Below are 26732 nucleotides of genomic sequence, written 5' to 3'. Positions count from 1 at the left end.
TATTCCCAAAAGCGTTATATCCTCACTCCGGTTAGCCAGCCATGTACAAGAAAGTATGATGCGTGCAATACACTCCGGGCGCCCCGAGGGGTGCTGGTAAGATGTTCGGAATCGAGACGCTGGGCGGGAACGCGCAGGCCGCCGCGCTCGTCGGCGTCGTCCTCGTCGAGGCGATGGTGCTGTACGTCGGCTACGGCGCGCTGACCGCGGCGCTCGGCCCGACCGTGCGGAAAGCAATCGGTGGTGAGTGAGCGTGCTGGAGCTATTCGGCATGTCGGCCGGGCTGCTGGCGCTTTTCGTCGCGTTCGGCGTCCTCATCGGCGTCCTGTTCGGCTTCTTCGGCATGGGCGGGTCGTTCCTCGTGACGCCCGCGCTGCTCGTCATGGGCTATCCCTCGCGCGTGGCCGTCGGCTCCGGGCTCGCGTTCGTCTTCGGGACCTCCGTCATCGCGACGCTGAAACACCGCGACCTCGGGCAAGTCGACTACAAACTCGGTATCTCGATGATTATCGGGACCACGGTCGGCCTCGAAGTCGGGAAGGAAATCGTCCTCTACCTCGAAGAACTCGGACTCGCCGGCAACATCATCAGCGTCACGTACGTGCTGCTCCTCGGCGGTATCGGGCTGTTCGTCACCTACGAGGCGCTGAAAGGCGGCGACAGCGGCGGCGTCAGCCACGACGTAGACGGCGACGCCGACGTCGACGCTGACGACATCCCCGAGCTGGCGAAGAAGATTCAGAGCTACTCGCTGCCGCCGATGATAACGCTCCGCGGCGGCGTGCAGGTCTCGCTGTGGATGATTCTGCTCGTCGCGTTCGCCACGGGGCTCCTCTCGGGGTTCCTCGGCGTCGGCGGCGGCTTCATCCGGATGCCCGCCCTGTTCTACCTCATCGGCGTCCCCGTACCCATCGCGGTCGGGACCGACCTGTTCGAAATCATGTTCTCGGGCGGCATCGGCTCGTTCCTCTACGCGCAGTCCGGCGGCGTCGACCTCTCTATCGTCGCGCCGCTGCTCGCCGGCTCCGCGCTCGGCGCGCGCGTCGGCTCCGCGGCGACCTCCATCGTCGACGAGGACGAAATCAAGATTTACTTCGGCCTGATGCTGCTTCTCGGCGCGCTCGCTGTCGCCGTGCGACAGGCCGGGAACTATCTCGGCGTGGGCGTCCTCGACTACGTCAGCCTCGCGCTCATCCTCGGGTCGGCGCTCATGGTCTCCGGCGCGGTGCTTTACAGCGCCGTCAAGTCCATGCGCGCGCCCTCGACTGCCGGGAGTTCGACCGCCGACTGACCGCACCGACTCGAACGCGAACCGCACTCGCATCGAACGCGAATCCGCCACACTGGGTCGCCGTCTCCCACTCGGTGTTGTGCAAACTATACAAACCCTTTTCAGGGCTGACCACGTAGCCCGAACCGACAATGGCTAGCTCGATGGTCGAATATCTGCAATCGGACATGGAGTGTGAGGGACTCCTCGAATGTCTCCACGGACTGAAGCAACTCGACCGACGGTGTTTCGAGGTGCTCGTCGAGACCGACGACCGCCTGACCGTCGACGAGGTCGCTGAAGCGGTCGAACGGGAGCGTTCGACCGCCTACCGCTCTATCCAGCGCCTGTTGCAGGCGGGCCTCATCCAAAAACAACAGGTGAACTACGAACACGGCGGCTACTACCACGTCTACCACCCGACCGACCCCAACGAGGTCGCGGACGATATGCAGCGGATGCTCAACGACTGGTACGCCCAGATGGGCACGCTCATCCAGGAGTTCCGCGACAAGTACGACGAGAAAATCGTCCCCGCGGAGTAGTCCTCTCGGCCGACGAGCGGCCGCCGCCCCTCGATTGGTTCGCGTCCCAAATCAATTAGGTTCCGTATTCAACGGCATAGAGTCCATAGCTACTGCCACGACCACCGTATGTCGAAGAGTAAAAGCAGTCCCCGAAACAACGAGTTCGTCGAAGAGTGCCCGTCGTGTGAGTCGCGGACGCCGCACGACGTCTCCATCGAAATCAAGACGGAGAGTCGGAAGCGCGAGAACCGTCAGTTCTCCCGCGAGCCGTACCGCGTCACGCGCTGTACGCGCTGTGGCAACACGCAGTCGAAGCGCATGAACGACGCGTGAGCGACACCCGCGCCGCTCGACGACCGCTTTCGACCGACCGCCTCCGAGTCCGCACGACCGCCCCCGAGACACCGTAGCCACGGTCCGAGCCATGACACAGACTCACACTCACGACGCGCCGACCGTCCTCCTCGTCGACGACGAGGCCGCCCTCGCCGACAGCCTCGCGCTGTGGCTCGAACGACGCTACCGCGTCCGGGTCGCCTACACCGGGCGCGAGGCGCTCCAGTCGTTCGACGACGACGTCGACCTCGTCTTTCTCGACCGCAACCTCCCCGGTCTCTCCGGCGAGTCCGTCCTCGAAGAACTCCGCCGCCGAGCCGACCCGGCGTCGTTCGGCGTCGTCATGCTCAGCGCCACGCCCGACGACGAGCTAACCGCCCTCCCGGTCGACGACGTGCTCACGAAACCTGTCACCAAAGGCGACGTGTTCGACGCCGCCGCTCGACTCATCGACGACACCCCCGAAGCAACACTCGACTAACTCTCCTCGGTCGCTCGCCCCCGACCGCCTCAGTCGTCCGCCGGCGCTGGATTCAGCTCGTCGAAATACGTCTCGATGAGCTTTCGCTCCGCCGTCCGGAGGTGCTCGTGGAGCGTGGGCGGCGAGATACCGAGCGAGTCCGCGACCTCCTCGGCCGTGCTCCCCCGGGGCCACTCGAAGTAGCCGGAGACGAGCGACGTTTCGAGGACCGTCCGCTGCCGGTCGGTCAGCTTCGAGTCGAGCGCCCGCCGGAAGGAGTCGGGCGACTGGACGGACCGCTCGACCTCGCGCTTCGCGACGACTGAGACGCCCGGTGCGGCCGTCGCCACCGCCTCCACGAGCGCGCCGTGGTCGGCGTCGGCCGCGACGCGGAGTGCGAGACTGCCGGTCCCTTCCGAGAGCGTCAGTTGCTCCACGCTCGCGCCGTGGTCGATAGCGGTCGAAAGCGCCGCCTCGGCGTCGGTGCGGAGTTCGACGACGGACTCCTCGTCGCCCTCGGAGACGACGCGGGCCTGCGAGACGCCGTCGGCGTCGACCGCAGCCGCGACCGCGTCGCTGCCCGACGCGCCCGCGACGCTGACGAAGCAGGCGAGACCGTCGTCGAGGCGGGTCACGCCGTCGAGCGAGAGTTGGCAGTCGAGCGCCGCCGAGAGGCGGGTGAGCACGCCGGCGTCGCGGCCGACCTGAAACTCCAGTTCGACGACGCTGTCGCCGTTGAGAAGCCGCTTGCTCTGGGTCGCGTTGATGCCGTTGCCGACGGTCGCTCCGAGGTCGGAAAACAGCCCCGCGGACTCGTCGTCGAAGCCGTCGGTCTCGTCGTAGACGACGAGCGCGCCGTACATCGTCTCGCGGTAGTCGATGGAAACACAGAGCGCCGAGACCGCGTCGAGGTCGTCGGCGTCGTCGCCGAGTACGGCCGCGCGGTGCGCCTCGGAGATATCCTCGAAGACGAAGCCGTCTTCGACCGCCCCGTCGACGCCGAACGCCTCGTCGACGAAGTCGAGGTCGATGCCCGCGGGGTCGAGACCGTGGCCCGCCGCCGCGGTACACCGCAGCGTGCCGGCGGCGGTGCGCCTGAGGACGACGGCGGCCTCGTGCGCGTCCGCGACCACGTCGCAGACGGTCTGTTCGATTTCGTCGCGGGTCCGCGCGTCGATGAGCGCCCGGTCGACGTCGCGGAGCAGTTCGTTCGTTCGGTTCAGGCGGTCGAGTTGCGCTTCGCGGTTTCGAATCGCCGCCTCGTGTTCGGCCCGCACCGCCTCCAAGCGACTGCGGAGGTCCGAAAGCGCCTCCGGCTCGCGAAGCTCCTCTACGTCGCGGCTGTCGAGCGCCGCCTCGGTGGATTCGAGCGCGAAGTACTCGCGGACCCCGGACTCGAACCCCGACCGAACGAGCAGCTCTTCGACCGTCTCTTTGACCTCCGACTCCGAGACGGGCTTGACGAGGTAGGCGTCGAACGGCATCTCGACGATGTCGGTGTCCGGCTCGACCGCGGTCATCATCGCCACGCGGCAGTCGAGGCCGCGCTCGCGAATCTCTTCGAGCACGTCGTCGCCCGTGACGTTCGGCATCCGGCGGTCGAGGAGGACCACGTCGACCGTGTCGTCGAGTCGGCAGAGCGCTTCCGCTCCACCGTAGGCTGTCTCGACGGCGAACCGCTCGCCGTCGAGCCAGTACCGGCAGGTGTCCGCGAGGTCCTCGTCGTCGTCGACGACGAGGACGACCTGCTCGGCGGCCCGCTGGTCGGGGCTCTCGCGCGCCGAGCGTTCGGTGACCATCGTATCGAACACACAGTAACGGCGGACGGTAATATATCTGCCCATCGAAACAGGTGGAATTTAGGCGGTACGGCGACCCGAGTCGGCGGTCTTCGCCGTCGGATTACTCCCCGACTGAAGCGGTCCAGTCCGGGGGCGAACTCACGCCCGCGGGAGCGTGACGACGAACGTGGCTCCGCCGCGGTCGTTGTCCTCGATTTCGACCGTGCCGCCGTAGCTCTCGACGATTTCGCGGACCAGAAACAGCCCGAAGCCGTTGCCCGGGTTCGACAGGTCCTCGATGCGCTGGTCGACGATGCGGTGTTTCTCCTCGTCGGGGACGCCCGGCCCGTTGTCGGAGACGCGGAGTTCGACCGCGTCGTCGCCGGCGGCCACCTCGACTTCGACCGCGGGGTCCGGTTTGTCGTTGTGCTGGACGGCGTTTTTCAGTAGGTGCTCGACGACCTCGTCCAGCAGGTCGTCGGCGACGACCGAAATCTCCGGCAGTCGCCCGACGGCGACGCTCGCGGCGTCGGACTCCCGCCGGAGCGACTCCACGCCGTGGCCGACCGCCTCGTCGATGCGACGCGGGCGGAACTCGTGGGACTCCCGCTCGACGATGACTTTCATGAACGTCCGCATCGTCCCGACGAGTTCGGTCATCTCGCGGACGCGTCCCTGTATCGTTTCGAGGTGGGTCAGCCCCGCATCGTCCACGAAGTCCTCGACGATGTCCGCCCGCGCGCCGACCACGTTCAAGCCGTTGAGGAGGTTGTGGCGGATGATGCGGTTGACGAACTCCAGTCGCTCCTGTTCGCGTCGCAGCTCTCGCTCTCGCTCCTTGCGGGCGGTGATGTCGTGGCCTTCGAGGACCAGAAACGACACCTCGCCCTCGTCGTCGGTGACCGGCGTGACAGAGAAGTCGACGACGACCAGTCGGTCGGTGTTCTCGCGGTCGATTTCGACCTCGTAGCGGACGAACTCCCCGTCGGCCGCGCGGTCGAGGGCGGCCCGGAGGTCGGCGGTGCGCTCGTCGTCGCCGCGCCACCACGGCGTCTCCCACGCCCGCGTCCCCACCAGGTCGTCGCGGTCGGCGTCGACGAGGTCGAGTGCGGCGTCGTTCACCCGGAGGACCGTGCCGTCCGGCTCGACCAGCCCGATGTACTGGACGGTGCTGTTGAACACCGCGTCGAGCTGTTGTTCGCGGCGCTTCCGCTCGGTCATATCGTGCGTTACCTTGGCGAAACCGATGACCTCGCCGGCGTCGTCGGTCAGGGCGGTGATGGTGACGGACGCCCAAAAGCGGGTGCCGTCGGCCCGGACGCGCCACCCCTCGTTTTCCGCCCGGCCCTCGGTCCGCGCCCGGTCGAGAAGGCGCTCGGGCAGGCCGTCTTCGGCGTCTTCGTCGGTGTAGAACGTCTCGATGTGTTTCCCGAGTATCTCGTCGGCGTCGTAGCCCTTGATGGCCGCCGCGCCGCGATTCCAGCTCTCGACGCGCCCCGCGGCGTCGAGGCGGAACAGCGCGTACTCCTCGATGTTCTCGACGATGCGCGAAAACGCCTGCTCGCGGCGTTCGAGTTCGCGCTCGCGCTCCCGCCGGACGTGGGTGTCGATGCCGTGGGCGACGGCGTGGCCGAGGTTCGAAATCGGCTCGTCGAGCTCCGCGGTGAACGCCCGCTCGTGTTCGGCGTACATCGTGAGCACGCCGTAGCGGGCGTCGTCGTAGACGAGCGGCACCGACGCCGCCGAGCCGTAGCCGCGTTCGAGCGCCGGCTCTCGGAACGGGCCGAACGCCGGGTCGTCGGGGATGCTGTGGGTCGCCTGCACCGCGTTCGACCGGACCGCGCGGCCGACGGGACCGTTACCCTCGGGCCGGTCCGCCGACACCGACACGTCTATCTCGTCGAGGTAGCCGTCCTCGTCGCCGGCCCACGCGGTCGGCTCCACGTCGCCCGTCGTCTCGTCGACGACGCCGACCCACGCGAATCGGAGTTCGTCGGTCTGAACGAGTCGCTCGCAGACCTGCCGTTCGATGTCCGCCCGCTCGGCGGCGTCGACGATGGTCTCGTTCACGTCCGCAATCACTTCATTGAACGTCGCGAGGATGTCGAGCCGCTGGCGCAGTTCGCGCTCGGCCGCCGACGGCTCGTCGACCGACCGCGGAGAGCCGTCTGTCATCCCTCTCGACCCCCCCGCGGACCGGCGTCCCGTCGTGCGTGCATACCCCGACTCTAACCCCCACCGACTTGTGCGTTTCTCGGTCGGCTCGAATCGGCCCTAACCACGTAGGGTTGTAAATTACTACTAACCGTTCCATTCGACTATATGGCCACAGTGACCTGCCCGGGTCACTCGTCGTGCCCGCACGCCCCCACGGCGGAATCGACAACCCACCCCCTCTCTCCGCCCAGGGGACGTGTCCCTGCCCAAACCCCAACTCCCTTTCCGCGGAATCGACCGACGAGCCGCGGGTGTTTCGTTCGTGTCTCCGACAGATACATTCATTTCTAGCCGAGGCAGATACAAGACCGAAAAAACGCTTCACCGCGTCATTTACCCCCGATGAGCACATACGTGCAACCAATGAAGAAAAACGAGCTCATCCACGTCCACTCGCTGCTCGTAGAAATCGCCACAGACTACCGCGACAGCGGGATACTCACGAGCGGCGACCTCGAACCGTACAACCGACTGGGAATCGGCCCGATGGCCCTCCGGGACTGCCGCGCCGACCACGAGCGCGCCGTCCGCACGCTCACGACCACCCTCGCGGTCTGTGCGGCCCGCGACCTCGACCGCGACGCGGAGGCGGTGCCCGGCCGACACCTGCTCCGGTCCGACGAGACGGCCAGCGCGGACACCGACCAGCGCGCCCCCTCGTACTGAGTTTTCTTCGCGGCCCGCTCCTCGAACAGCGGCGGCACCGCCCGACGGGTGGACCTAAGAGCGCCCGGTGAGACGCCCCCGGTATGCGACTCGAAGACTACTGGGGCGTCGGCCCGAAGACCTCGGACCGACTGGAATCGGCGCTCGGCAGGGAGGGGGCGGTCGCCGCTATCGAGTCGGCCGACGTGCGGGCGCTCGTCGACGCCGGCGTCACCCGCGGGCGGGCGGTTCGCATCCTCCGCCGCGCCGACGGGCAGGCCGGCATCGACGCGCTGGCGACCCGCGACGCCCGCAACGTGTACGACGACCTGCTGTCGCTGGCGAGCGACCGCGCGCTGACCGAACACGCCGCCGACCGCATCCGCGTGTTGACGCCGCTGCCGACCGTCGAGGCCCGGCGCGACCGCCTCGACCGCATCCTCGCGGCGCGGGAGGCGTGGGCCGACCTCGACGACGACGCCCGCGACGCCATCGAGGCGACGTTCCGCGAGTACGACGAGGCCGGCGAGACCGAGCGCGCCGCCGTTCGCGCGGCGCTCGAACTCCGCGAGGCCGGACTCCGCGGCGAGCCGTTCGACGCGCTGGCGGAAGCCGACCCCGACGCCCTCCGCGATGCGCTCGGGGCGCTCGGCTACGTCGACAACGACGGCTCGGTCGCCGCGGGTGCCGACGACCGCCTCGACAGCCTGCGGAGCAGACTCGACACCGCGAAGGAACTCCAATCCGGCTCGTTCGACGTGCTCGAAACCATCCAGTCGCGGGGCGTCCGCTCGCTGGACGACTTCCGCGCCGCGTTCGTCCAGTACGTCGCCCAAGAGACCGACCTCTCGCGCGGCGAGGTCGAGGCGGTCGCCGCCGAGGACGCCCGCGACGCGACCGACTTCGTGAGCGCGTCGCTCCGGGCGCTCGTCGAGGACCTCGAAGCCGACGCCGCCGCCCGCGAGGAGACCGTCGCGGAGGAGCTACGCGACCGCATCTGGGCCGCCCGCGACGACGTGGACCTCGCGGTCGAGGCCGTCGACGAGGTTGCGCTGTCGCTGTCGCTCGCGCGGTTCGCGGACGAGTACGACCTGACGCCGCCGGACATCGCCGAGACGGGGCTGGCGGTCTGCGGCGCGCGGAACCTCTTTATCGACGACCCACAGCCGGTCTCCTACGCCGTCGGTGACCACGAACTCGCGTGCGCGACGGGGCCGACGCCGCCGGTCGGTGACCGCGTGTCGGTCCTCACGGGTGCCAACAGCGGCGGGAAGACGACGCTTCTGGAAACGCTCTCGCAGGTCGCCATCCTCGCGTCGATGGGGCTTCCGGTCCCCGCCGAGTCGGCGGTCGTCGGCCGGTTCGACTCGGTCGTGTTCCACCGCCGGCACGCGAGCTTCAACGCGGGCGTGCTCGAATCGACGCTCAAGTCCATCGTCCCGCCGCTTTCGGGCGACGGGCGGACGCTGATGCTCGTCGACGAGTTCGAGGCCATCACCGAGCCGGGCCGCGCGGCCGACCTGCTCAACGGCCTCGTGAACCTCACCGTCGAGCGCGACGCCTTCGGCGTCTACGTCACGCACCTCGCGGACGAACTGAGCCCGCTGCCGCCGGAGGCCCGCATCGACGGCATCTTCGCCGAGGGCCTGACCGACGAGTTGGAACTGCGCGTTGACTACCAGCCGCGATTCGGAACGGTCGGCAAGTCCACGCCGGAGTTCATCGTCTCGCGGCTGGTAGCGAACGCCCGCGACCGCGCCGAGCGCGCCGGTTTCGAGGCGCTGGCGGCGGCTGTGGGCGAAGAAGCGGTACAGAAAACGCTGTCCGACGCCGAGTTCGTTGACTGAGCCGACGCGGCGTCGGAGGGGGGCGAACGGCGGCGGAAACGCTTGGCGGCGGCGCATCGACCGCGTCGGGGTCGACGACTCAGCACATCTCGTCGAGCGAGACGAACGCGTCGGCGTCGGCGGTCAACCACGCCTCCATCCGGTCGCAGCAGCTATCGCGTCGGGGGTAGACGGTGACCTGGTCCGGGCTCCCTCGATAGGAGACGACGACGCTATGGAGGAAGCGGTCTCCGGTGGTATCCGCGCCGGCGCGGTCAGCAGTCCCTGCAACCGAGTTCTGAGATGCGGGCAGTTCGGACATTCGCCGTCACGTACACAAACGCGACCGTGATTACATAACCTTCACTAAGTGTGGTAGGCATTGACAATATCCGTGGGTTACAAAACGTTGCACCAAGTGGGAGTACGGAGTGATACATAGCCGTGCTCACCGACGCGCAGGTGTGGATTCCACAGTTTCGTTGCGTCGGGCGCGCTGTCTGGCGCGCCGTCGGGCGACTTCTGCCGCCGGAGACGGGTTGAAGTGCCCGGAACCGCCATCTGGGTGTCAATGGTCGATCCCACGTCCGATTTGGAAGCGAACGTAGACCCGGAAGACGCCCCGACCTGCGCGACGTGCGGGGAGCCGATTGCGAACAACCCGACGCATCACGTCGTTACGTGGGTCGAAGACGACGCTGTGCAGGCGCGGCACTTCTGCGACGACGACTGCCGGGACGCGTGGGACGACGAACGCTGACGCTCTCCTGACGACTGTCCGCTCGCCGCCGCGACGCGACCCCGGTCGCGACTACTCGACCGACGACCAGAACTGGTCGAGGCCGAAGCCGAGCATATCTGGACTCACCGGCCTGAACTCCTCGCGTTCCTGTGCCGGTAGGTAGTCGCGGACGCCGTTCCACGAATCGCGGGCGTACCGAGCGTCGACGAAGACGCGGACGCCGACCTCGTCGGTGCCGCGGATGACGCGCCCGATGGCCTGTCGCGCCTTTCTGACCGCGGGGACGGTCAAGGCCGTCTCGAAGCCGTCTCCGAACTCGCGGTCGTAGGCGGTCTTCACCGCGCGGGTCCGCGGCGACGACGTGTTGATGAGCGGGACGCCGCAGACGACGGCGGCCGAGAGCTTGTCGCCGCTGTAATCGACGCCCTCGGTGAGCGTGCCGCGGAGGCTCGTCACGAGCACTTTCCCCTCGCCGCCGAAGAAGTCGCGCTTGAGTCGCTCCGTCGCACCGTCGTCGGACGACTCGTCGAGGAGGACGGGCTTGTCGACGCGGGCTTCGAGCGCGCCCGCCATCCACTCCGCCTCGGCGTAGTTCGGCATCCCGACGAGGACGTTGCCCGGCGACCGCTCGCACACCTCGACGGCGGCGTCAGTGTACGCCAGTCGCGTCTCGTTTTCCTCGCCGGGCGGCCCGCGGTTGCTGTGGGTGAACTTCGGCACGTCGACGGCGAAGCTCGCGCGGTTCGACTCGGGGAAGCCGAGGCCGAACGTCCGCTCGGCCACCGGGCGGCCGTCGTCGGCGAGGGCGTCGAGGCCGGTCACGCGCCGGAACACGTCGATGGGTTCGAGCGTCGCGCTCATGAGGACGCCGCCGCCGAAGTCACCGAGGCGCTCCGCGATGGCCTCGCCGGGGACGCAGTTGTGGACCGACAGCCGGGCGTTGTAGGCGCGCCGCCACGACTCCGGCGGCTCCATCTCGTCCCACGTCCGTTCGAGTTCGATTTCGCGGAAGTGCTTCTCGTGGTCGGCGTAGGCCCACGTCGAAAGCGCCCGCCCCGCCGCGGGGGCGGCCCGGCGCTTGTCGTCCTCTTCGACCGAGTCGAGGATGCGGGCGACCGCCGAGCCGGTCGCCTCGGCGCGGACCCACGTTCCCTCGTCGTGGCCGCTCTCCTCGGCCCACTCGGTGAGTTCGTCGACGCCGGGCTCCTCGGGGTCGCGAAGCGGGAGCTCCTCGTCGTCGAGTTCGGTCAGGTCGGCGCGCCAGCCGACGTACTCGCGGTCGAGATGGGCGGTCACGCGGCGGTCGAGCTCCTCGCGGAGGTCGCGGATGAAGTCGCGGGTCTCCTCCAGTTCGCGGAGCGTCACGTCGGCCTCCTGAAGCTCCCCGCGGACGAGGTCGGCGTCGACGGTGGACTTGCCGGCGTCGTCGAACTTCACCGGCTGGATGACGCGCGTGAACTCGCTTTCGGCGTCGCGGAGCGTTCGGTCGCCGACGCCGACGGAGACGAGGTCGCGGACGCGGGGTTCGAGCATGTGCGCCTCGTCGCAGATGACGAACGTCGAGTCGTCGACGAGCGCGCCGGTGAACGTGCCGACGGTCGTCGGGTCGAACGCGTGGTAGTAGTTGCCGACGACGACCTCGACGTGGGCCAATAGCGCGCCCATCACGGAGTGCGGACACGACCCCGCGCCCGCGGCCAGCGAGACGAGGTCTTCGGTCCCGATGAGTCCCTTGTCGTCGAACTCGAAGGGGACGGCCTCGATTGGGTCGCCGTCGTCGGGAAGGTCCGCGAGGAAGTTCGCGTAAAAGGGGCAGTACTCCACGTCCTCGTACTCCGGCATCGATGTCGGGTACGGCGTCGGGTCGCCCGCGGTTTCGAGGTAGTCCGGGCCCGCGGCCGTCGAACCGGTGTCGAGGAGGCCGGTCTGTTGCTCGCGGGCGTCTTTGGCGAGCGCCTCGGCGCTGGTCCGGCCGCCGTCGCCGACGAGCCCGCGGGTCCGGTCGCGGAGGGCTTCACAGCGGTCGTAGACGGTCGCGTCGTCGATGCCGCCGCAGCCCTCGCGGCTATAAGGACACACGTCGGACTTGCCGACGAGCGTGAGCCCCGAGACGGGCTTCCAGTCGGTCGGGAGGTTCTCGTTGATGGTTCGGAGGTCGGCCTCGAACTGCCGGAGCTGTTGCTTGACGCTCGTGAGGACGAAGACGCGCTCGTAGTCGGAGTCGGGGTCGCGGACGAGGTCGATGCCGGCGGTGAGCGCGAGCATCGTCTTGCCGGTCCCGCACGCGCCCTCAACGACGGCGAACCCGTCGTCTCGGGCGGTCTGTATCGCGGTTTCGATTCCGTCGGCCTGCTCCGGGTACGCCTCCGGGTGGCCGAACACCTCCTGCCAGGTCACGCTCTGTGGTCCAGTTGCGACGGCCATAGGGGTGTCGGTGACTGGTCGCGGACCCGTACTTGAACGTTCGCGCGAGAGCGAGCCTGCCGGCGGCGCACGGGGCGAGGGACGCGCCGAGCTATTCGAGGAACGCGGAGACGGCCTCAGCGAAGGCCTCGCGGTCGTCCCCATCGCCGCCGATGCAGACGACGAACGGCGCGGCGGCGGCGTACACTTTCATCTCGCGACCCTTCTCTGAGTAGCGGGTGTCGGCGACGCGAACGAGGTCTGCGCCGATGAGGTTTCCGAGATGGTGGCGAGTGTTCTGGACGGAGGTGTCGACCCGCGTTGCGAGTTCGGTCGCCGTCGCGGGCGACTCTTGCAGACACGACAGCAGGTCGCGGGCGGTGTCACAGGAGAGGCTCCCGAGGAGTTGCGCCGTCTCGTCGTCGTCGAGCCAGTGAACCCGGGGGTCTGACTCACCGGTCGTATCGACGCTCCCGTCAGTCGGCCGCGACCCTGACATACAACTGACATCACGGGAGGGGGAAGTAAATCGTTTCGTCTGTCAGTTACTCGATAGTTCGGCCCGGTCGACACCGGGGAGCCGGTTCACCGCGTAGAGGACAGCGAGCGCGGCGACGAACACCGCAAGCCCCCCCGCGAGCGTCCGAAACACCGCCTCGAAGGCGTAGTTCGCCTCGGTCAGGAAGCCGACCGCGCCGCTTCCGTTAGCCTCCAAGAGGAGCGCCGCGCCGCTGAAGACGGCGTAGGCGCTCCCGCGGGCGTCGCTCGGCAGCGACGAGAGCATGAACGTGTCCAGCGCGGGAAACAGGCTGTGGATGACGTAGCCGAGCACCGCGACGACGGCCGCGACGGCGACGAAGCCCTGCGCGTACGTCAGGGCGACGAGCGCGCCGATGAAGGCGACGAGCAGGCCGAAGATGTACGGGACGTGCGGGAGTTTGTCCGCGAGGCGGCCCGACAGCGAGAACGCGGGGACGCCCGCCGCGAAGACGATGGTGAGCATCGTGCTCGCGGTGGCGGCGTCGAACGCCTTCGCCTGCGTCATGTACGACACGAGGAAGTTGAACAGGCCCTGCCAGACGAACCCCGCGGGCGCGATGAGGAGGATGCCCGTGAGGATGAGCTTCCAGTGGCCGAGCGCGGCGGAGAAATCGCGGTCCGCGCCCGTGCCGGCCCCCGCGCTCCCGTCCCGGGAGACGGCGTAGAAGAGGAGCGTCACGAGCGCGCCGGCGGCCGCCAGCACCCAGAACGTCTCGCGCCACGAGTACGACGCGAGGATGAAGACGACGACGGGCGCGGCGACGACGGCGGCGACCTGACTGGCCGCGCCGTGGATGCCGACCATGCGGCCGACGCGCTCGGGGTACAGTTCGCCGACGAGCGGAGTCGCGGAGACGAAGTACGCGCCCGAGGCGAGGCCGAGGCCGAACGCCCCGATTTGGAGCGTCAGCACCGACGTCGCGCTCGCGGTGAACGCCGCGGCGACGACGAGGAGCGTCCCCGACCCGAGGACGACCTTCGACCGCGAGACGCGCGTGAGGAGGTAGCCGACGGGGATGCGCGGGATGGCGGTCCCGAGCCAGACGAGACTCGTCACGACGCCGATGGTCGCCGGGCCGACAGAAAACTGGGTCTGGAGCGTCTCGACGAGCGGCGGGAACGCGACGCGGCCGAAGTTGACGAGGAAGACGAGTCCGCAGAGAGTTCCGAAGAGGCGGCGAGTCACTGCCTCGAATTCAGTCGCCCCCGAGTCAAACGTTGCGAATCCGACCCGCGACCACATGTGTTAACGCGCCGCCGGGCGAACGGGGGCGTATGATTACGAGTCGACGCATGGCCGCGGTCGACCTGAACGCCGAGGCGCTCGGCGTGCCGCGGAAACAGCTCATGGAGTCGAGCGGGAACGCCGTCGCGCGGGCCTGCCGCGACCTCGCGGACCCCGGCGCGTCGGTCGCAATCGTCGCCGGCCGCGGTAACAACGGCGGCGACGCGCTCGTCGCCGCGCGGTTCCTGAAAGAGTACGACGTGACCGTCCACCTGCTCGGCCGCCCCGAGACGATTTCGACCGACATCGCCCGCGAGAACTGGGACGCCCTCGTCGCGGGCGAGGCCGACCGCCGGACCGTCACCGACTCGGCCGCCGTCGACCTCGGTGACCCCGACCTCGTCGTGGATGCGATGCTCGGAACCGGCGTCACCGGCGCGCTCCGCGAACCCGAGGCGACGGCCGCGCGCGCAATCAACGAGTCATCCGCGACCGTTCTCGCGGTGGACGTGCCCTCCGGCGTCGACGCCGACACCGGCGACGCGGCGGGTCTCGCGGTCGATGCGGACCGGGTCGTCACCTTCCACGACGACAAGCCCGGTCTCGGTGACCTCGACTGCGAGGTCGTCGTCGTCGACATCGGCATCCCCGAGGCCGCGGAGTTGTTCACCGGTCCCGGCGACCTCCTCGCGCTCGACCGCGACGCCCAGAGCCACAAGGGCGACCACGGCGACGTGCTCGTCGTCGGCGGCGGCCCGTACACCGGCGCGCCCGCGCTCGCCGCGCAGTCGGCGCTCAGAGCCGGCGCGGACCTCGCCCGCGTCGCCTGCCCCGAGGCCGTCGCCCGCGAGGTGCAGGGTTACTCGGAGAACCTCATCGTCCGCGGCTTCTCGGGCGACCGACTCGCGCCCGAACACGTTCCCGACCTGCTGGACTTCGCTGCCGACCGCGACGCCGTCGTCTTCGGCCCCGGCCTCGGCGACGCCGACGAGTCGCTCGCCGCGGTCCGGGAGTTCCTCGCCGCCTACGACGGGACCGCCGTCGTCGACGCCGACGCGCTTCAGGTCGTCCCCGAGGTCGACACCGAGGCGACGCTGATTTGCACGCCCCATCAGGGCGAGTTGCGGAAGATGGGGGGCGAAACCGACGCCGACTGGGAGACGCGGCGCGACCTCGTCCGCGAGTTCGCCGCCGACCTCGGCCACACGCTCCTCGTGAAAGGCGCGTACGACGTGGTTTCGGACGGCGACGCGGTCCGCGTCAACCGGACCGGGAACCCCGGCATGACCGTCGGGGGAACCGGAGACGTGCTGGCGGGCGCGACCGGCGCGCTCGCGGCCGTCCTGCCCCCGCTCGACGCCGCCGCCGTCGCGGCCTACGCGAACGGCCGCGCGGGCGACCTCGCCGCCGACGAGTTCGGCGGCGGCCTCGTCGCCACCGACCTGCTCGAACGACTGCCCGCGGCCCTGCGAGGTGACGACGAATGAGCGACGAGCGCGCCGGTTCGGACTCGAACGAGTCGGTTGACGGCGGCGACCGCGACCTGACGCACGTCGACGAGGAGGGCAACGTCCAGATGGTCGACGTGGGCGCGAAGCCGGACAGCCGCCGCCGGGCGGTCGCCCGCGGCACCATCCACCTCAGCGCCGCGACGGTTCGGGCCATCCGCGACGACGAAATCGGGAAGGGAGACGTGCTGGCGACCGCCCGAATCGGCGCGATTCAGGCCGTCAAGCACACGTGGGAGACCATTCCGATGTGCCACCAGATTCCCATCACGAACGTCGACACCGAGTTCGAGGTGGCCGACGAGTCGGTCACGCTCTCGGTCACGGTCGGCACGACCGGAAAGACGGGCTGCGAGATGGAGGCGTTAGAGGGCGTGACGACCGGACTCAACGTCGTCTGGGACATGGTGAAAGCCGCGGAGAAAGACGACGACGGTCAGTATCCGGGGACGCGAATTTCGGACGTGGAGGTCGTCACGAAGGAGAAAACCACGCTCGCGTGAGGTGCTGAGAGGGGTGCTGAGAGGGGGCGTCCCGGCGCGCGACTCAGGCCGAGTCGGCCGGCACGGAGAGGTCGGCGGCCTTCGCCCGCGCCTTCTCGACGATTGCGGGGCGCGCCTCGAACTCGACGTGGACCTGTTCGCCCTCGTACTCCTCGGTCTCGACGTGGGCGTGGTCGTAGAGCCACGAGACGAGGCTCATCGTGTCGTCCGCCATCGGCAACAGGAGGCGCTCGCGCTCCCACGCGGGCAGTTCGTCCTCGACGCGGGCGGCCAGTTCCTCGACGTTCTCGCCGGTCAGCCCCGAGACGGCGACGGGGTTGGGCGCGAGCGCCGACAGCGCCGCGCGCTTCTCGTCGAGTTCCGCCGCGTCGACCTTGTCCACCTTGTTGAACACGGTCACGATGGGCGCTTCGTTGCGCTCGTAGAGCGTGTCGTGGCTCGTGACGAGCTTTTCGCGCATCTCCTCGACGGGCTCGGAGGCGTCCACGACGAGCAACACGAGGTCGGCCCGGTAGACCGAATCGAGCGTGGACTTGAACGACTCCACCAGCCAGTGGGGGAGGTCCGAGACGAACCCGACCGTGTCGGTGAGAAGCACGTCTCGCTTGCCCGTCTCGGCGCGGCGCGTGGTCGTCCCGAGCGTCGTAAACAGCTTGTCTTGGGACTCCGCGGTCGGGTCGAGGTCCGGGTGGAGGTCGTCGTTCTGGCCGACTTCGAGGTCGGCGGCGAGCCGTTGCATCAGCGTCGACTTCCCGGCGTTCGTGTAGCCCGCGAGGGCGACGAGGTCGAAGCCGGACTCGCGGCGCTGTTCGCGCCGGGTCTCCTCTTTGTCCGCGATGGCGTCCAGTTCGTTCTTGATGCGCGAAATCTGGGCCTTGATGTCCTGCTCGCGGCTCTCGTCGTACTCGCCGAGGCCCATGAAGCCGGGGCGCTCGTCGCGCTTCGCCAGCGACGCCTTCGCCTCGGCGCGGGGCAGTTCGTAACGGAGTTCGGCGAGTTCGACCTGCAACTGCGCCTTGCGGGTGTTCGCCCGCTGGCCGAAGATGTCGAGGATGAGCGTGAAGCGGTCGATGACCTCCGCGTCGTCCGGGAGCTTCTGGGCGATGTTGTACGTCTGGTAGGGGCCAAGCCGGTTGTCGAAGACGACGGCGGCGGCGTCCTCGCGGGCGACGAGCGACGCTAACTCGCCGACCTTCCCCTCGCCGAAGTGGAACGCGGCGTCCTCTTCGCGGGTCTGCGTGAGTTCACCGACCACCTCGTAGCCCGCCGCGCGGGCGAGGTCTGATATCTCCGTGAGGTCGGCGTCTCCGCGGTCGACGCGCTTCGCGACGACGACGCGGCTCATCGCCGCACCTCGATTGTGGGGTACGTTGCCTGCACTGTGTCAGTCGGTACTAGCCGCCGGAGGCACTTAAGCCCCGCTCGGCCGGGGTCACGCGTCGAGATGGCGTCCCGTCACCTCCCGTTCCATGGCCGCGTTTGGTCGCCGGGACTCTTGTAGGTTGCCCGGGCGCGACCTGACAGTGCGGCGATGGCGACAGTCTCCTCACAAATCACTTATGCCGATAGGCGGGATGTTCGCCGTATGGACCCCTTACAACTGAGCATCGACCCCCAACAGCTCGGCATCGAGTTCGGGAGCGGGGCCGTCATCGGCGGTATCATCGGCTTCGCGGCGAAGAAAATCGCCAAGCTCATCGCCGTCATCGTGGGCCTCGAACTCGCCGTGTTCAAATTCCTCGAATCGCGGGGCATCATCACCGTCGACTGGGAGCGCCTCACCGGCGGCCTCGTGAGCGCCACGCAGGACGCCGCGACCGGCGCGCCGCCGGACTGGATTTCGACGATTCTCTCGACGCTGTCCATCTCCGCCGGCTTCTCCGGCGGCTTTCTCGTCGGCTTCAAGAAAGGATAATCGACGCGTCTCGAAGACGCACCGTCCCGTCTCAGAGTTCGTCTTCGTCCTTGACGATGCGCGTCTCGGCCGTGCCGCTCGTGATGTTGTTCACCTTGTCGTAGAAGTCGTTTTGCATCCCCGCGGGGAACGTGATGACGCCGACCCACGAGCCGTCGTTCTGCCACTCCTCGCGTTCGAGGTCGCCGTAGCTCCGAATCTGCGCCTGTCCGCTGCCGGCGTACTCGGCGGGGAGTTGGACGGCGACGGTGACCTCGGCGAACCTGATGGGCAACACGGGGCGGAGCGCGTCGAGGGCGTCGTCGACCTGCGACTCGACGGGCTCCATCGGGTCGATTTTGAAGCCGGCCTCTTCGAGCGCGCGCTCGATTCGCTCCGGCGGGTGCGGCGAGTCGTTCATCTGCGGGTTGACCGCGTTGCGGGCGATGCGGTTGATGAGCGACTTGCGCTTCTGTTCTTGCATCTCGCGGCGCTGTTCGGCCGTGATTTGAATCTCCCCCTGTTTGACGACCTCGGGGATGATTTCCAGCGGGTCGGTCGTCCCGAACACCTTCTCGAGGTCGTTCTCGGCGGGGCGGTCGCCGCGGGAGGCGTCCTCGAACACGTCTTCGGCGGCGATGACCTCTTCGAGGTCGCCGTCGAACTCGCCGCGCTTTATCGAGAGCGCCGCGTCCGGGTCGATGAGCACCTCGAACCGCGCGCCGTGAGATTCCAGGCGGGCCGTGACTGCCTCGTCGAGTGAAATCATAGCTTCCGATTCTCTCTCCGTGGTAAAAAGCCCTCGGCGGCGTCACGCAAAATTCGCTGCGACTCCGTTCGGAGCAATCGTTATGCTCGCCCGCGCCCCACGTCTTCGTATGAGTTCGCAGGCGTCGGAGAAGTCCCTCGAAGAACGGCTCGACCTGTTCATGCGGCGGAACTTCCCCCAAATCGAGATGCACGGCGGCGACGCGGGTATCGAGGCCATCGACGAGGAGACCGGCGAGGTGTGGATTTCCCTCACCGGCGCGTGTTCCGGCTGCGGCATCTCCCCGATGACGATTCAGGCGCTGAAGTCGCGCATGGTCGCCGAGTTCGAGGAGATAGACGCGGTCCACGCCTCGACCGGCGACTTCTACGACGACGAGCCGGGCGCGGGGTTCGAACCCGACGTGTCCGACGCGCCCTTCTGAACCGGCTTCAAACTCCGATTTTCGACTGGACCGTCCCAGCGAGCGACGCCGCCCGAAGCGCGCGCCGCGGCGTCGCTCGCCGTGATGGAAAACGGAGACTCGAGCCGAGCGGAGCTGACGCCGGCTTACGCGGCCGCGTCGATGATGTCGACGAGGTCCTCTTTGCTCTGGACGCCGATGACCTCTTTGACCTGCTCGCCGCCGGCGTAGAACTGGAGGGTCGGGACGCTGCGAATCCCCTGCTCGCGGGCCAGCTCTTGGAGTTCGTCGATGTCGACCTTGGCGACGACGGCGTCGGTCTCCTCCGCGATTTCCTTCACGGTGGGTTCGAGCATCTTACACGGGCCGCACCAGTCGGCGTGGTAGTCCACGAGAACGACCGCGCTGTCGGCGACGAGTTCGTCGAGTTGGTCCGAACTCTCGATATGGATAGGCGCGTCGGTTGTCTTCGGAGTGCTCATATCTCCACGTATCGGCGCGACACTCTTACCCATTGCGCCTGTTTGCGCGGCGACGCACGACCGCGAAACGCCGCATTCGCGGCGAAAACGGTCGGATTCGCGGACGAGGCGGAGGCGGAGGCGCAGACTCAGCAGTCGTAGGTCAGAAGCACCCCGTCGTCGACCCGCTCCACGTCGCGGAGCGACAGCCGGGGGAAGTCGGAAACGAACCCATCGCCGTCGGCGAGCGTCGGCGCGTCGCGGCCGCCGATGACCAGCGAGCCGACGTAGAGCGTGAGTTCGTCGACGAGGCCGGCCTCGAACAGCGAGAAGATGAGTTCGCCGCCGCCCTCGACCATGAGTCGGTCGACGCCGCGCGCTTCGAGCGCGTCGAAGGCGTCGGGGAGCGACACCCGCTCCGCGCCCGCGACGACGAGTTCCGCCCCGGCGGCTTCGAGCGCCTCGCGCCGGCCTCCGGGCGCGGCCTCGGAGACGAGGAGGTAGGTCGCCGCCGCGTCGTCCAGAATCCGGGCGTCGGTCGGGGTTCGGGCGCGCGAGTCAGCAACGACGCGGGCGGGATGCGGCGAGTCGCCGCGGTCCTCGCGGGCGGCGACGAGGCCGGGGTCGTCGAGCGTGAGATGCGGGTCGTCTGCGAGGACGGTTCCGACGCCGACGGCGACGGCGTCGGCGGCCGCGCGAATCTCGTCCACGCGGGCGAAGTCGTCGTCGCCGCTTATCGTCACCTGCTCGCGGCGTCGAGACGAGAGCTTGCCGTCGAGGCTCGCGGCGGCGTTGACGTGGACGTGCATACTCGCGGGTCGTCGCCGCGGCGAAAACGCCTTTCGGTGAGGCGCTCTCACGGTGTTGCCGGACAGGAATTAAATAGGCCTCTGTGGTACATTGTGTCATCTATGACTGCCAAGGTCCTGATGCTGGGGTGGGGGTTTCCGCCGAACGTCAGCGGCGGGCTCGACACGCACGTCGGCGAGATGTTCGAGCGACTCGAAGACCGGGAGGACGTGGACATCGAACTCGTGCTCCCGGCCGAGTACGCGCCGGACCGCGAAGGCATCGTCGGGGTCCCGACGGGCGAGGGCGACATCATCACCCGCATCGGACGGCTGGGGTCGACGTTCGCGGAGCGCGCCGCCGACGCCGACATCGTCCACACGCACGACTGGTTCGGCTACGGACCGGGGTCGCGCGCGAAATCGAACAACGAGGACGTGGAGTGGGTGACCACGTTCCACTCGCTTTCGTCGGACCGCAACATCGACCCGCCGCAGCGGGAAGTCGAAACCGAGCGCCGCATCGCCGAGCGGTGTGACCACCTGCTCGCGGTGAGCGAACTCCTCGCCGACAAGGTCAAACGGGAGTACGGCGGCGACTGCCACGTCATCTACAACGGCTTTTCCGAGTGCGAGACGACGGGTCGCGACCTCAAGGCGGAACTCGGCATCGACGGGAAGATGCTGTTTTTCGTCGGCCGCCACACCGACCAGAAGGGCATCTCGCACCTCGTCTACGCGATGGAGAAACTCGCCCGCGACGACGTGACGCTCGTCATGGGCGGGTCGGGCCACCTCACCGCCCAGCTCAAGCGGTTCGCAGAGCTGCTCGGCGTCGAAGACCGCATCGAGTGGGCCGGCTACGTCCCCGAGGAGGCGCTCGGTGACTACTACGCCTCCGCGGACCTGTTCGTCTCGCCGTCGCTGTCCGAACCGTTCGGCATCACAATCGTCGAGGCGCTCTCGACGGGCACCCGCGTCGTCGCCACGGAAAGCGGCGCAGCCGAGGTCCTCCCGGAGGACTGCGTTATCGAGGTCGAACCCGATTCGCGCTCCATCGCCGACGGCATCGAGTACGGCCTCTCGCTGGAGGGGAAACCGGAGTACGAGCCGTACACGTGGGACCGCGTCGTCGACGAGACGGTGGAGTACTACCACAGCATCCTCGACGGGAACGTTGACTCGTCGGCCGGGGCGGACAACGAAGTCGACGCCACCGACGCGGACGCCGCCGAATCGGACGCGAACTGACGCAAAATCGGAGTCGAGGAGTCGGCACTTGGCAATTCGTCCGGCCGGTCGCCCCGCGTTCAGCGGAGGAGGCGCACGTCGGTCACCGGCTCGGGGTGGCGAATCCGGTAGCCGCCGCGGGTGGGCACCATCCCCTCTCGCGGCATCGTCCCGCGGGCGGACTGGTACGGCGAGTCGTCGGTCTGGACCGACTGGTACGGCGAGTCGTACGCCGACTGGTAGGGGCTGTCCGACGACTGGTAGGCGCTGTCGCTTGCGGCCTCGGCGTCGAACCCCTCCGGCGGGAGGTAGATTCGCTCGCCGGACGCCGACTGGACGACGACCGCGGAGTCCTTGTCACCTTCCATCACGATGGTCGTCCAGCCGTCCTCGATGGTCACGGAAAACGAGACCTCCTCGTCGGCGTCGCCGGCGTCCGGCCCCTCGTCGTTCGACATACGAGTCCAACTGGCACGCGAGCACTTAGTGATTCGCCCGCGGCCGGTCGCCCGGCAACACTTTTTATCCGACGGGGGCGAATCCCGACTCGATGGAACTCGACCAGCATGCCGAGGAGCTCGCCTCCGCCCTCGGTGTCGACAAAGAGGAGGTCAAATCCGACCTGCAGAACCTGCTGCAGTACAGCGTCCCGCTCGACGAGGCGAAACAGAGCGTCCGACGGAAACACGGCGGCGGCAGCTCCGGCGGGAGCGACGGCGCGCCCGCGACGAAGCGCATCGCCGACATCGACCCCGACGGCGGCAACGTCTCCGTGACGGTCCGCGTGCTCACCGTGGGCACGCGCTCTATCGTCTATCAGGGCGACGAACAGACCATCCGCGAGGGAGAACTCGCAGACGAGTCCGGCGTCATCTCCTACACCGCGTGGCAGGACTTCGGCTTCGAACCGGGCGACTCCGTCGTCATCGGTAACGCCGGCGTCCGCGAGTGGGACGGCAAGCCCGAACTGAACATCGGCGCGTCCTCGACGGTCGGCGTGGAGTCCGAGACGGTCGAGACGCCCTACGACGACCGCATCGGCGGCGAGGCCGACCTCATCGACCTGCAAGCCGGCGACCGCGGCCGAACCGTCGAGGTCCGCGTCCTCGAAGTCGACTCGCGAACCATCGACGGCCGCAACGGCGAGACGACAATCCTCTCGGGCGTCGTCGCCGACGAAACCGGCCGGCTTCCCTTCACCGACTGGGCTCCCCGCCCAGACGTGGAGGAGGGCGCGAGCCTGCGTCTCTCGGACGTGTACGTCCGCGAGTTCCGCGGCGTGCCGCAGGTGAACCTCTCGGAGTTCACGACGCTCGACGTGCTCGACGACCCCGTTTCCGTGACGGACTCCGCGCCGCGTCTGAAAATCGGTGAGGCCGTCGACGCCGGCGGGATGTTCGACGTGGAACTGCTCGGGAACGTCCTCGAAGTGCGCGACGGCTCCGGGCTCATCGAGCGCTGTCCCAAGTGTAGCCGCGTCGTCCAGAACGGCCAGTGCCGCCAGCACGGCGAGGTCGACGGCGAGGACGACATGCGCGTGAAGGCGATTCTCGACGACGGCACCGGCACGGTGACCGCCATCCTCGACCGCGACCTCACCGAGGAAATCTACGGCGGGACGATGGCCGACGCGATGGAGGCCGCCCGCGAGGCGATGGACAAGGAAGTCGTCGCCGACGACATCGCCGACACGCTCGTCGGCCGCGAGTACCGCGTCCGCGGGAACCTCTCGGTGGACGAGTACGGCGCGAACCTCGAAGCTGACGAGTTCGAGGAGACCGACGACGACCCGGCCGAACGCGCGGCCGCCCTCCTCACGGAGGTGCGCGCATGAGCGCCTCGCCGGTCGTCGGCACGCGGGAAATCGCCTACCGCGTCTTCGCCGCCGAGTTCGACGACGCGTCGCTGTCGTACTCCGAGAGCGACGAGGAGCGCGCGCCCAACTACGTGGTCACGCCCACCGGCGCGCGGCTCAACCGGACGTTCGTCGCGGGCGTGCTCACCGAGGTCGAACACGTCAACGACGAGGTGCTCCGCGGGCGCATCGCGGACCCGACGGGCGCGTTCGTCACCTACGCCGGGCAGTACCAACCGGAGCCGATGGCCTACCTCGACGCGGCGACGCCCCCGGCGTTCGTCTCGCTCGCGGGCAAGGCCCGGACGTACGAACCTGACGACGCCGACGTGGTCTACTCCTCGGTCCGCCCGGAGAGCGTCAACACCGTCGACGCCGACGTGCGCGACCGGTGGATCGTCTCGGCCGCCGAGGCGACGCTCCGCCGCATCGCCGTGTTCGACGAGGCGCTATCGATGCCGTACCGCGGCGACGACCTGACCCGCGCGCTCGAAGCCCGCGGCGTCGATTCGACGCTCGCGGCGGGCGTCCCCCGCGCTATCGACCACTACGGGACGACCCGAACCTACCTCGACGCCCTGCGGGAAGTCGCCGTGCAGGCGCTCGAACTCGTCGCGGGCGACCGCGACCAAGTGGACCCACTCGATGTCGCACCCGGCGACGGCGGCGACGCGGTGCTCGGCCCGCTCCCCGAACTCGACCTCGAACCGGCCGACAGCGTCGATATCGAGGTCGACGAGGCGGACGCGGGCGAGGTAGAAGCCGACGCGGGCGAGTTCGAGGACGAATCCGGTTCCGAACCGGCCGCAACGCTCGATTCGGAGCCGGAATTCGACGACGGTGCCGAATCCGAGGCCGTCGAGCCGGAGTCCGAATCCGAGCCTATCGCAGAACCCGATTCCGAGCCGGAGTCTGCATCCGACCCCGAGCCGGTCGCCGCCGAGACGACGACTTCGACCGAGGACCATCCGGAGGCGTCCGAGCCGGAACCGGCGTCTGAGCCGTCCGCGACGGTCGATGCCGAACCGGAGCCGGAACCCGCGGCAGAACCCGAATCCGAACCCGCCGCGGAACCCGACCTCACGTCCGAACCCGAACCGGTGACCGACTCGCTCGACACCGAGTCTGAGCCCGACTTCGACGCCGGGACCGACGACGGCGCGCTCGGTGATTTCGAAGACGACGCCCCCGACGCGGGCGCGACCGACGCCGGTTCGCTCGACGACTCGGGAAGCGGAACCCTCGGCGACTTCGACGACGGCTTCGACGACCCCGACCCCGAGGCTGGCGATTCGACCAGTTCGACCGATTCGACCGATTCGACCGACTCAGCGTCCGCCGACGCCGACGACTCGGTCGACCCCGACGGGATGTACGAACTCGACGAGGACGAGCGGGCCGAAATCGAATCCGAGTTCGGCACGGAGTTCACCTCCGGCGCGGACGTCGACCCCGCCGGCGAGGCGGACATCGACGTGCCCGACGCGGACGACCTCACAGAGCAACTCGAAGACGAATCCGCCGCGGCCGCCGAACCGGAACCGGAACCCGCGACCGCCGCCGCGGAACCCGAACCAGCGGTCGACTCCGAACCCGAGCCGACGCCCGACGCGGCGTCGGACGGGGACGAAGACGAGGCCGACGCTGACGCCGACGCCGACGAGTCCGCCGAGGACATCGACCTCGAATCGGTCGTCGTGGACGCCATGGACGACCTCGACGACGGCGACGGCGCGACCCGCGACGAGGTCGTCGCGGCCGTCGTCGACGAGCACGGCGCGGACCCCGGCGCGGTCGAAGACGCCATCCAGGAGGCGCTCCTCGGCGGCCGGTGTTACGAGCCGCAGGACGGCGTGCTGAAGGCCATCTGAGGCCGTGCCGGAACCGCTCGTCGAACCGATTCCCGGCCATCCCGCCGCGGTAGCGCGGACGAGCAGGCGCGGATTCCCCGAACGGTCGCTCGTCGTCGCTGACTACCACGCCGGTATCGAGGCCGGCCTGCGGTACGAACGCGGGGTGGAACTCCCGTCGAAGGCCGCGGTCCGCCGCGAGCGCCTGCTGTCGCTTCTCGACCGGACCGACGCCGACCGACTGGTCGTCCTCGGCGACCTCGGCCACCGCATCGGCGACCCGGACGGCGACGAGGCCGAGGAACTCCGCGACCTCGCGGCCGTCGTGGCCGACCGCGCCGAACTGACGGTCGTCCCCGGCAACCACGACGGCGGCCTCGCGGACTTCTTCGGTGACGACGACGACGTGGAGGTGACCGACCCCGCGGGCGTCCGCCTCGGCGACGTGGGATTCTGCCACGGCCACACGTGGCCCTCGCGGGAAGTGCTCGCCGCCGACGTGGTCTGCTCGGCCCACGAACACCCGGCGGTCAGGCTGGAAGACGAGGTCGGCGGCGCGCGGAAAGAGCGCGTCTGGCTCCGCGGCGCTCTCGCTCCCGAAGTGTTCGCGGAACACCACGAGGTCGCCCCCGCCGAAGTCGCGCGAGCCGACGCCGAACTCGTGGTGTTCCCGGCGTTCAACGACACCTCGGGCGGGACGTGGGTCAACGTCCCCGGGCAGGGCTTTCTCTCGCCGTTCCTACCCGACGGCCTCGCGGACGGCGAGGCCTACCTGCTCGACGGCACGCGGTTGGGCGACTATCGGAACGTCTGACTCGGGTCGTCGCGGTCGCTAACCGCGGCTTCCCGTTTTTCCGACCCGCCTACGCGAAGACGAACGTGAGCGTACCGAGCACGAACACGGTGACGCTCGCCACGCGGGCGAGTCGCTGCCAGCCGGTCCACTCGCGGAAGAACTCCGGCACACCCTTCTCCCGCTCTCGAACGGCGTAGCCGACGAACCAGAGCGTCGAGAGCACGAGCACCGCGGCGAAGACGAGTTGCCACGCCGCGAGGTCGCCCCGTTGGTTGCCGAGGACGATGAAGAGGTTTCCAGCGGTAAAGCCCGCCTGCGACAGCCAAAAGGACCGTTCGGGCGTCACGTCACCACCGCGTACAGTTGGAAGGCGATGCCGACCGTGTAGAGCCCGGCGGCGGCGACGACGAGGTAGACGAGCGGCCCCCAATCGGACGGAAATCGGGCGCGGTCGGGGTCGCGGAGGGCGACGACCGCCCCATAGATGACGGTGACCGCGCCGGCGGCCGCCGCCGCGGTGCCGATATCGGCGGCTCCCGTTGCGAGGTCGAGCGCGACGCCGACGGCGGCCGAGAGTCCGAAGACGACGAACGCGAACCAGTAGGCTCGTTTCGGGGACACGCCCGAAATTGATTCACGGACGACATGAATCTCCCGGTGGGGACCGCCCCGAGCGGTGCGCTTAATCGCCTCGAACCGTAAC

At 68.6% G+C, this 26732-nt stretch carries 29 protein-coding genes; 16 read left to right on the top strand and 13 right to left on the bottom strand.

Annotation, left to right across the window (positions count from 1 at the left end):
- The first annotated feature begins 101 nt into the window (after positions 1-101).
- The 5 genes from ACSR87_RS14460 (at position 102) to ACSR87_RS14440 (ending at position 2614) form a co-directional block, all read left to right on the top strand.
- Positions 102-251 (top strand): DUF7512 family protein, encoded by a 150-nt coding sequence (locus ACSR87_RS14460; protein ID WP_004043577.1) that lies wholly within the window; start codon positions 102-104, stop codon positions 249-251.
- Between the two features lie 20 nt (positions 252-271).
- Positions 272-1291, top strand: a complete 1020-nt coding sequence (locus tag ACSR87_RS14455) for a sulfite exporter TauE/SafE family protein (protein WP_498531074.1) — start codon at positions 272-274, stop codon at positions 1289-1291.
- Between the two features lie 143 nt (positions 1292-1434).
- Positions 1435-1815 (top strand): helix-turn-helix domain-containing protein, encoded by a 381-nt coding sequence (locus tag ACSR87_RS14450; protein WP_004043579.1) that lies wholly within the window; start codon positions 1435-1437, stop codon positions 1813-1815.
- 108 nt (positions 1816-1923) lie between these two features.
- Positions 1924-2130 (top strand): DUF7835 family putative zinc beta-ribbon protein, encoded by a 207-nt coding sequence (locus tag ACSR87_RS14445; RefSeq protein ID WP_498530936.1) that lies wholly within the window; start codon positions 1924-1926, stop codon positions 2128-2130.
- A 91-nt stretch (positions 2131-2221) separates the two neighbouring features.
- Positions 2222-2614, top strand: coding sequence for a response regulator transcription factor (locus ACSR87_RS14440; RefSeq protein WP_006600324.1), 393 nt, complete (start codon positions 2222-2224; stop codon positions 2612-2614).
- Positions 2615-2643: 29 nt separating this feature from the next.
- On the opposite strand, the gene ACSR87_RS14435 is transcribed toward ACSR87_RS14440, so the two are convergent.
- Positions 2644-4392 carry a bacterio-opsin activator domain-containing protein gene (locus tag ACSR87_RS14435; RefSeq protein ID WP_498530935.1) on the bottom strand — a complete coding sequence of 583 codons (1749 nt, stop codon included), beginning with the start codon at positions 4390-4392 and terminating at the stop codon, positions 2644-2646.
- Positions 4393-4533: 141 nt separating this feature from the next.
- A complete protein-coding gene (locus ACSR87_RS14430; protein ID WP_498530934.1) occupies positions 4534-6549 on the bottom strand; it encodes a PAS domain-containing sensor histidine kinase in 2016 nt (671 codons plus the stop codon).
- Positions 6550-6954: 405 nt separating this feature from the next.
- Between ACSR87_RS14430 and ACSR87_RS14425 the strand changes: the two genes are divergently transcribed.
- Together ACSR87_RS14425 and ACSR87_RS14420 are read left to right on the top strand one after the other, a co-directional pair.
- Positions 6955-7257, top strand: a complete 303-nt coding sequence (locus tag ACSR87_RS14425) for a UPF0058 family protein (RefSeq protein WP_498530933.1) — start codon at positions 6955-6957, stop codon at positions 7255-7257.
- An 83-nt stretch (positions 7258-7340) separates the two neighbouring features.
- The gene (locus ACSR87_RS14420) at positions 7341-9083 is read left to right on the top strand and encodes a DNA mismatch repair protein (protein WP_498530932.1); all 1743 of its coding nucleotides are present in this window, start codon (positions 7341-7343) and stop codon (positions 9081-9083) included.
- 79 nt (positions 9084-9162) lie between these two features.
- Here ACSR87_RS14420 and ACSR87_RS14415 read toward each other — a convergent pair whose 3' ends face one another.
- Positions 9163-9384, bottom strand: coding sequence for a DUF7511 domain-containing protein (locus ACSR87_RS14415; RefSeq protein WP_049896080.1), 222 nt, complete (start codon positions 9382-9384; stop codon positions 9163-9165).
- 249 nt (positions 9385-9633) lie between these two features.
- On the opposite strand from ACSR87_RS14415, the gene ACSR87_RS14410 reads away from it, so the two are divergent.
- Positions 9634-9822 carry a DUF7576 family protein gene (locus tag ACSR87_RS14410; RefSeq protein ID WP_004063509.1) on the top strand — a complete coding sequence of 63 codons (189 nt, stop codon included), beginning with the start codon at positions 9634-9636 and terminating at the stop codon, positions 9820-9822.
- A gap of 51 nt (positions 9823-9873) precedes the next feature.
- Here ACSR87_RS14410 and ACSR87_RS14405 read toward each other — a convergent pair whose 3' ends face one another.
- The 3 genes from ACSR87_RS14405 to ACSR87_RS14395 all read right to left on the bottom strand — a co-directional run bounded on the left by ACSR87_RS14405 (position 9874) and on the right by ACSR87_RS14395 (position 13933).
- Positions 9874-12228, bottom strand: a complete 2355-nt coding sequence (locus tag ACSR87_RS14405; RefSeq protein ID WP_498530931.1) for an ATP-dependent DNA helicase — start codon at positions 12226-12228, stop codon at positions 9874-9876.
- 91 nt (positions 12229-12319) lie between these two features.
- Entirely contained in the window at positions 12320-12706 is a 387-nt protein-coding gene (locus tag ACSR87_RS14400; RefSeq protein WP_498530930.1) for an ArsR/SmtB family transcription factor, read from the bottom strand.
- A 42-nt stretch (positions 12707-12748) separates the two neighbouring features.
- Positions 12749-13933 carry an MFS transporter gene (locus ACSR87_RS14395; RefSeq protein WP_498530929.1) on the bottom strand — a complete coding sequence of 395 codons (1185 nt, stop codon included), beginning with the start codon at positions 13931-13933 and terminating at the stop codon, positions 12749-12751.
- A gap of 89 nt (positions 13934-14022) precedes the next feature.
- Between ACSR87_RS14395 and ACSR87_RS14390 the strand changes: the two genes are divergently transcribed.
- Entirely contained in the window at positions 14023-15459 is a 1437-nt protein-coding gene (locus tag ACSR87_RS14390) for an NAD(P)H-hydrate dehydratase (RefSeq protein WP_498530928.1), read from the top strand.
- A complete protein-coding gene (gene moaC / locus ACSR87_RS14385) occupies positions 15456-15983 on the top strand; it encodes a cyclic pyranopterin monophosphate synthase MoaC (protein WP_498530927.1) in 528 nt (175 codons plus the stop codon). Before ACSR87_RS14390 ends, moaC begins: the two co-directional genes overlap by 4 nt.
- Positions 15984-16026: 43 nt before the next feature.
- Here moaC and hflX read toward each other — a convergent pair whose 3' ends face one another.
- Entirely contained in the window at positions 16027-17328 is a 1302-nt protein-coding gene (hflX, locus tag ACSR87_RS14380; protein ID WP_498530926.1) for a GTPase HflX, read from the bottom strand.
- Between the two features lie 240 nt (positions 17329-17568).
- Here hflX and ACSR87_RS14375 point away from each other — a divergent pair, with 240 nt between their 5' ends.
- Complete coding sequence (locus ACSR87_RS14375; RefSeq protein WP_008574069.1) at positions 17569-17898, top strand: FUN14 domain-containing protein; 330 nt, start codon at positions 17569-17571, stop codon at positions 17896-17898.
- A gap of 31 nt (positions 17899-17929) precedes the next feature.
- Here the strand turns inward: ACSR87_RS14375 and ACSR87_RS14370 are convergent, their stop codons facing one another.
- The gene (locus ACSR87_RS14370) at positions 17930-18646 is read right to left on the bottom strand and encodes a ribosome assembly factor SBDS (protein WP_498530925.1); all 717 of its coding nucleotides are present in this window, start codon (positions 18644-18646) and stop codon (positions 17930-17932) included.
- Between the two features lie 109 nt (positions 18647-18755).
- Between ACSR87_RS14370 and ACSR87_RS14365 the strand changes: the two genes are divergently transcribed.
- Positions 18756-19070, top strand: coding sequence for a NifU family protein (locus ACSR87_RS14365; RefSeq protein WP_498530924.1), 315 nt, complete (start codon positions 18756-18758; stop codon positions 19068-19070).
- A 125-nt stretch (positions 19071-19195) separates the two neighbouring features.
- Here the strand turns inward: ACSR87_RS14365 and trxA are convergent, their stop codons facing one another.
- A complete protein-coding gene (trxA, locus tag ACSR87_RS14360; protein WP_498530923.1) occupies positions 19196-19531 on the bottom strand; it encodes a thioredoxin in 336 nt (111 codons plus the stop codon).
- A gap of 128 nt (positions 19532-19659) precedes the next feature.
- Positions 19660-20319 (bottom strand): 2,5-diamino-6-(ribosylamino)-4(3H)-pyrimidinone 5'-phosphate reductase, encoded by a 660-nt coding sequence (locus ACSR87_RS14355; RefSeq protein WP_006600332.1) that lies wholly within the window; start codon positions 20317-20319, stop codon positions 19660-19662.
- Positions 20320-20439: 120 nt separating this feature from the next.
- On the opposite strand from ACSR87_RS14355, the gene ACSR87_RS14350 reads away from it, so the two are divergent.
- Complete coding sequence (locus ACSR87_RS14350) at positions 20440-21549, top strand: glycosyltransferase family 4 protein (protein ID WP_004063528.1); 1110 nt, start codon at positions 20440-20442, stop codon at positions 21547-21549.
- Between the two features lie 59 nt (positions 21550-21608).
- Here the strand turns inward: ACSR87_RS14350 and ACSR87_RS14345 are convergent, their stop codons facing one another.
- Positions 21609-21986, bottom strand: a complete 378-nt coding sequence (locus ACSR87_RS14345) for a DUF7510 family protein (protein WP_004043599.1) — start codon at positions 21984-21986, stop codon at positions 21609-21611.
- A 92-nt stretch (positions 21987-22078) separates the two neighbouring features.
- Between ACSR87_RS14345 and ACSR87_RS14340 the strand changes: the two genes are divergently transcribed.
- From ACSR87_RS14340 to ACSR87_RS14330, 3 genes are read left to right on the top strand one after another with little or no spacing between them, the layout of a single operon-like run.
- Positions 22079-23362 (top strand): Single-stranded DNA binding protein, encoded by a 1284-nt coding sequence (locus ACSR87_RS14340; RefSeq protein WP_006600333.1) that lies wholly within the window; start codon positions 22079-22081, stop codon positions 23360-23362.
- Positions 23359-25254, top strand: coding sequence for an RPA family protein (locus ACSR87_RS14335; RefSeq protein WP_498530922.1), 1896 nt, complete (start codon positions 23359-23361; stop codon positions 25252-25254). The genes ACSR87_RS14340 and ACSR87_RS14335 overlap by 4 nt, the downstream gene beginning before the upstream one ends.
- Before the next feature lie 4 nt (positions 25255-25258).
- Positions 25259-26047, top strand: coding sequence for a metallophosphoesterase (locus tag ACSR87_RS14330; protein ID WP_275880322.1), 789 nt, complete (start codon positions 25259-25261; stop codon positions 26045-26047).
- 49 nt (positions 26048-26096) lie between these two features.
- Here the strand turns inward: ACSR87_RS14330 and ACSR87_RS14325 are convergent, their stop codons facing one another.
- Complete coding sequence (locus ACSR87_RS14325; RefSeq protein ID WP_115802525.1) at positions 26097-26375, bottom strand: hypothetical protein; 279 nt, start codon at positions 26373-26375, stop codon at positions 26097-26099.
- Positions 26372-26650: a hypothetical protein gene (locus ACSR87_RS14320; protein ID WP_004063541.1), complete on the bottom strand. Its 279-nt coding sequence runs from the start codon at positions 26648-26650 to the stop codon at positions 26372-26374. The genes ACSR87_RS14325 and ACSR87_RS14320 overlap by 4 nt, the downstream gene beginning before the upstream one ends.
- Positions 26651-26732 lie beyond the last annotated feature (82 nt).

The organism is Haloferax sp. SDI50, assembly GCF_059802635.1.
This window is presented reverse-complemented; position numbering and strand designations above follow the sequence as displayed.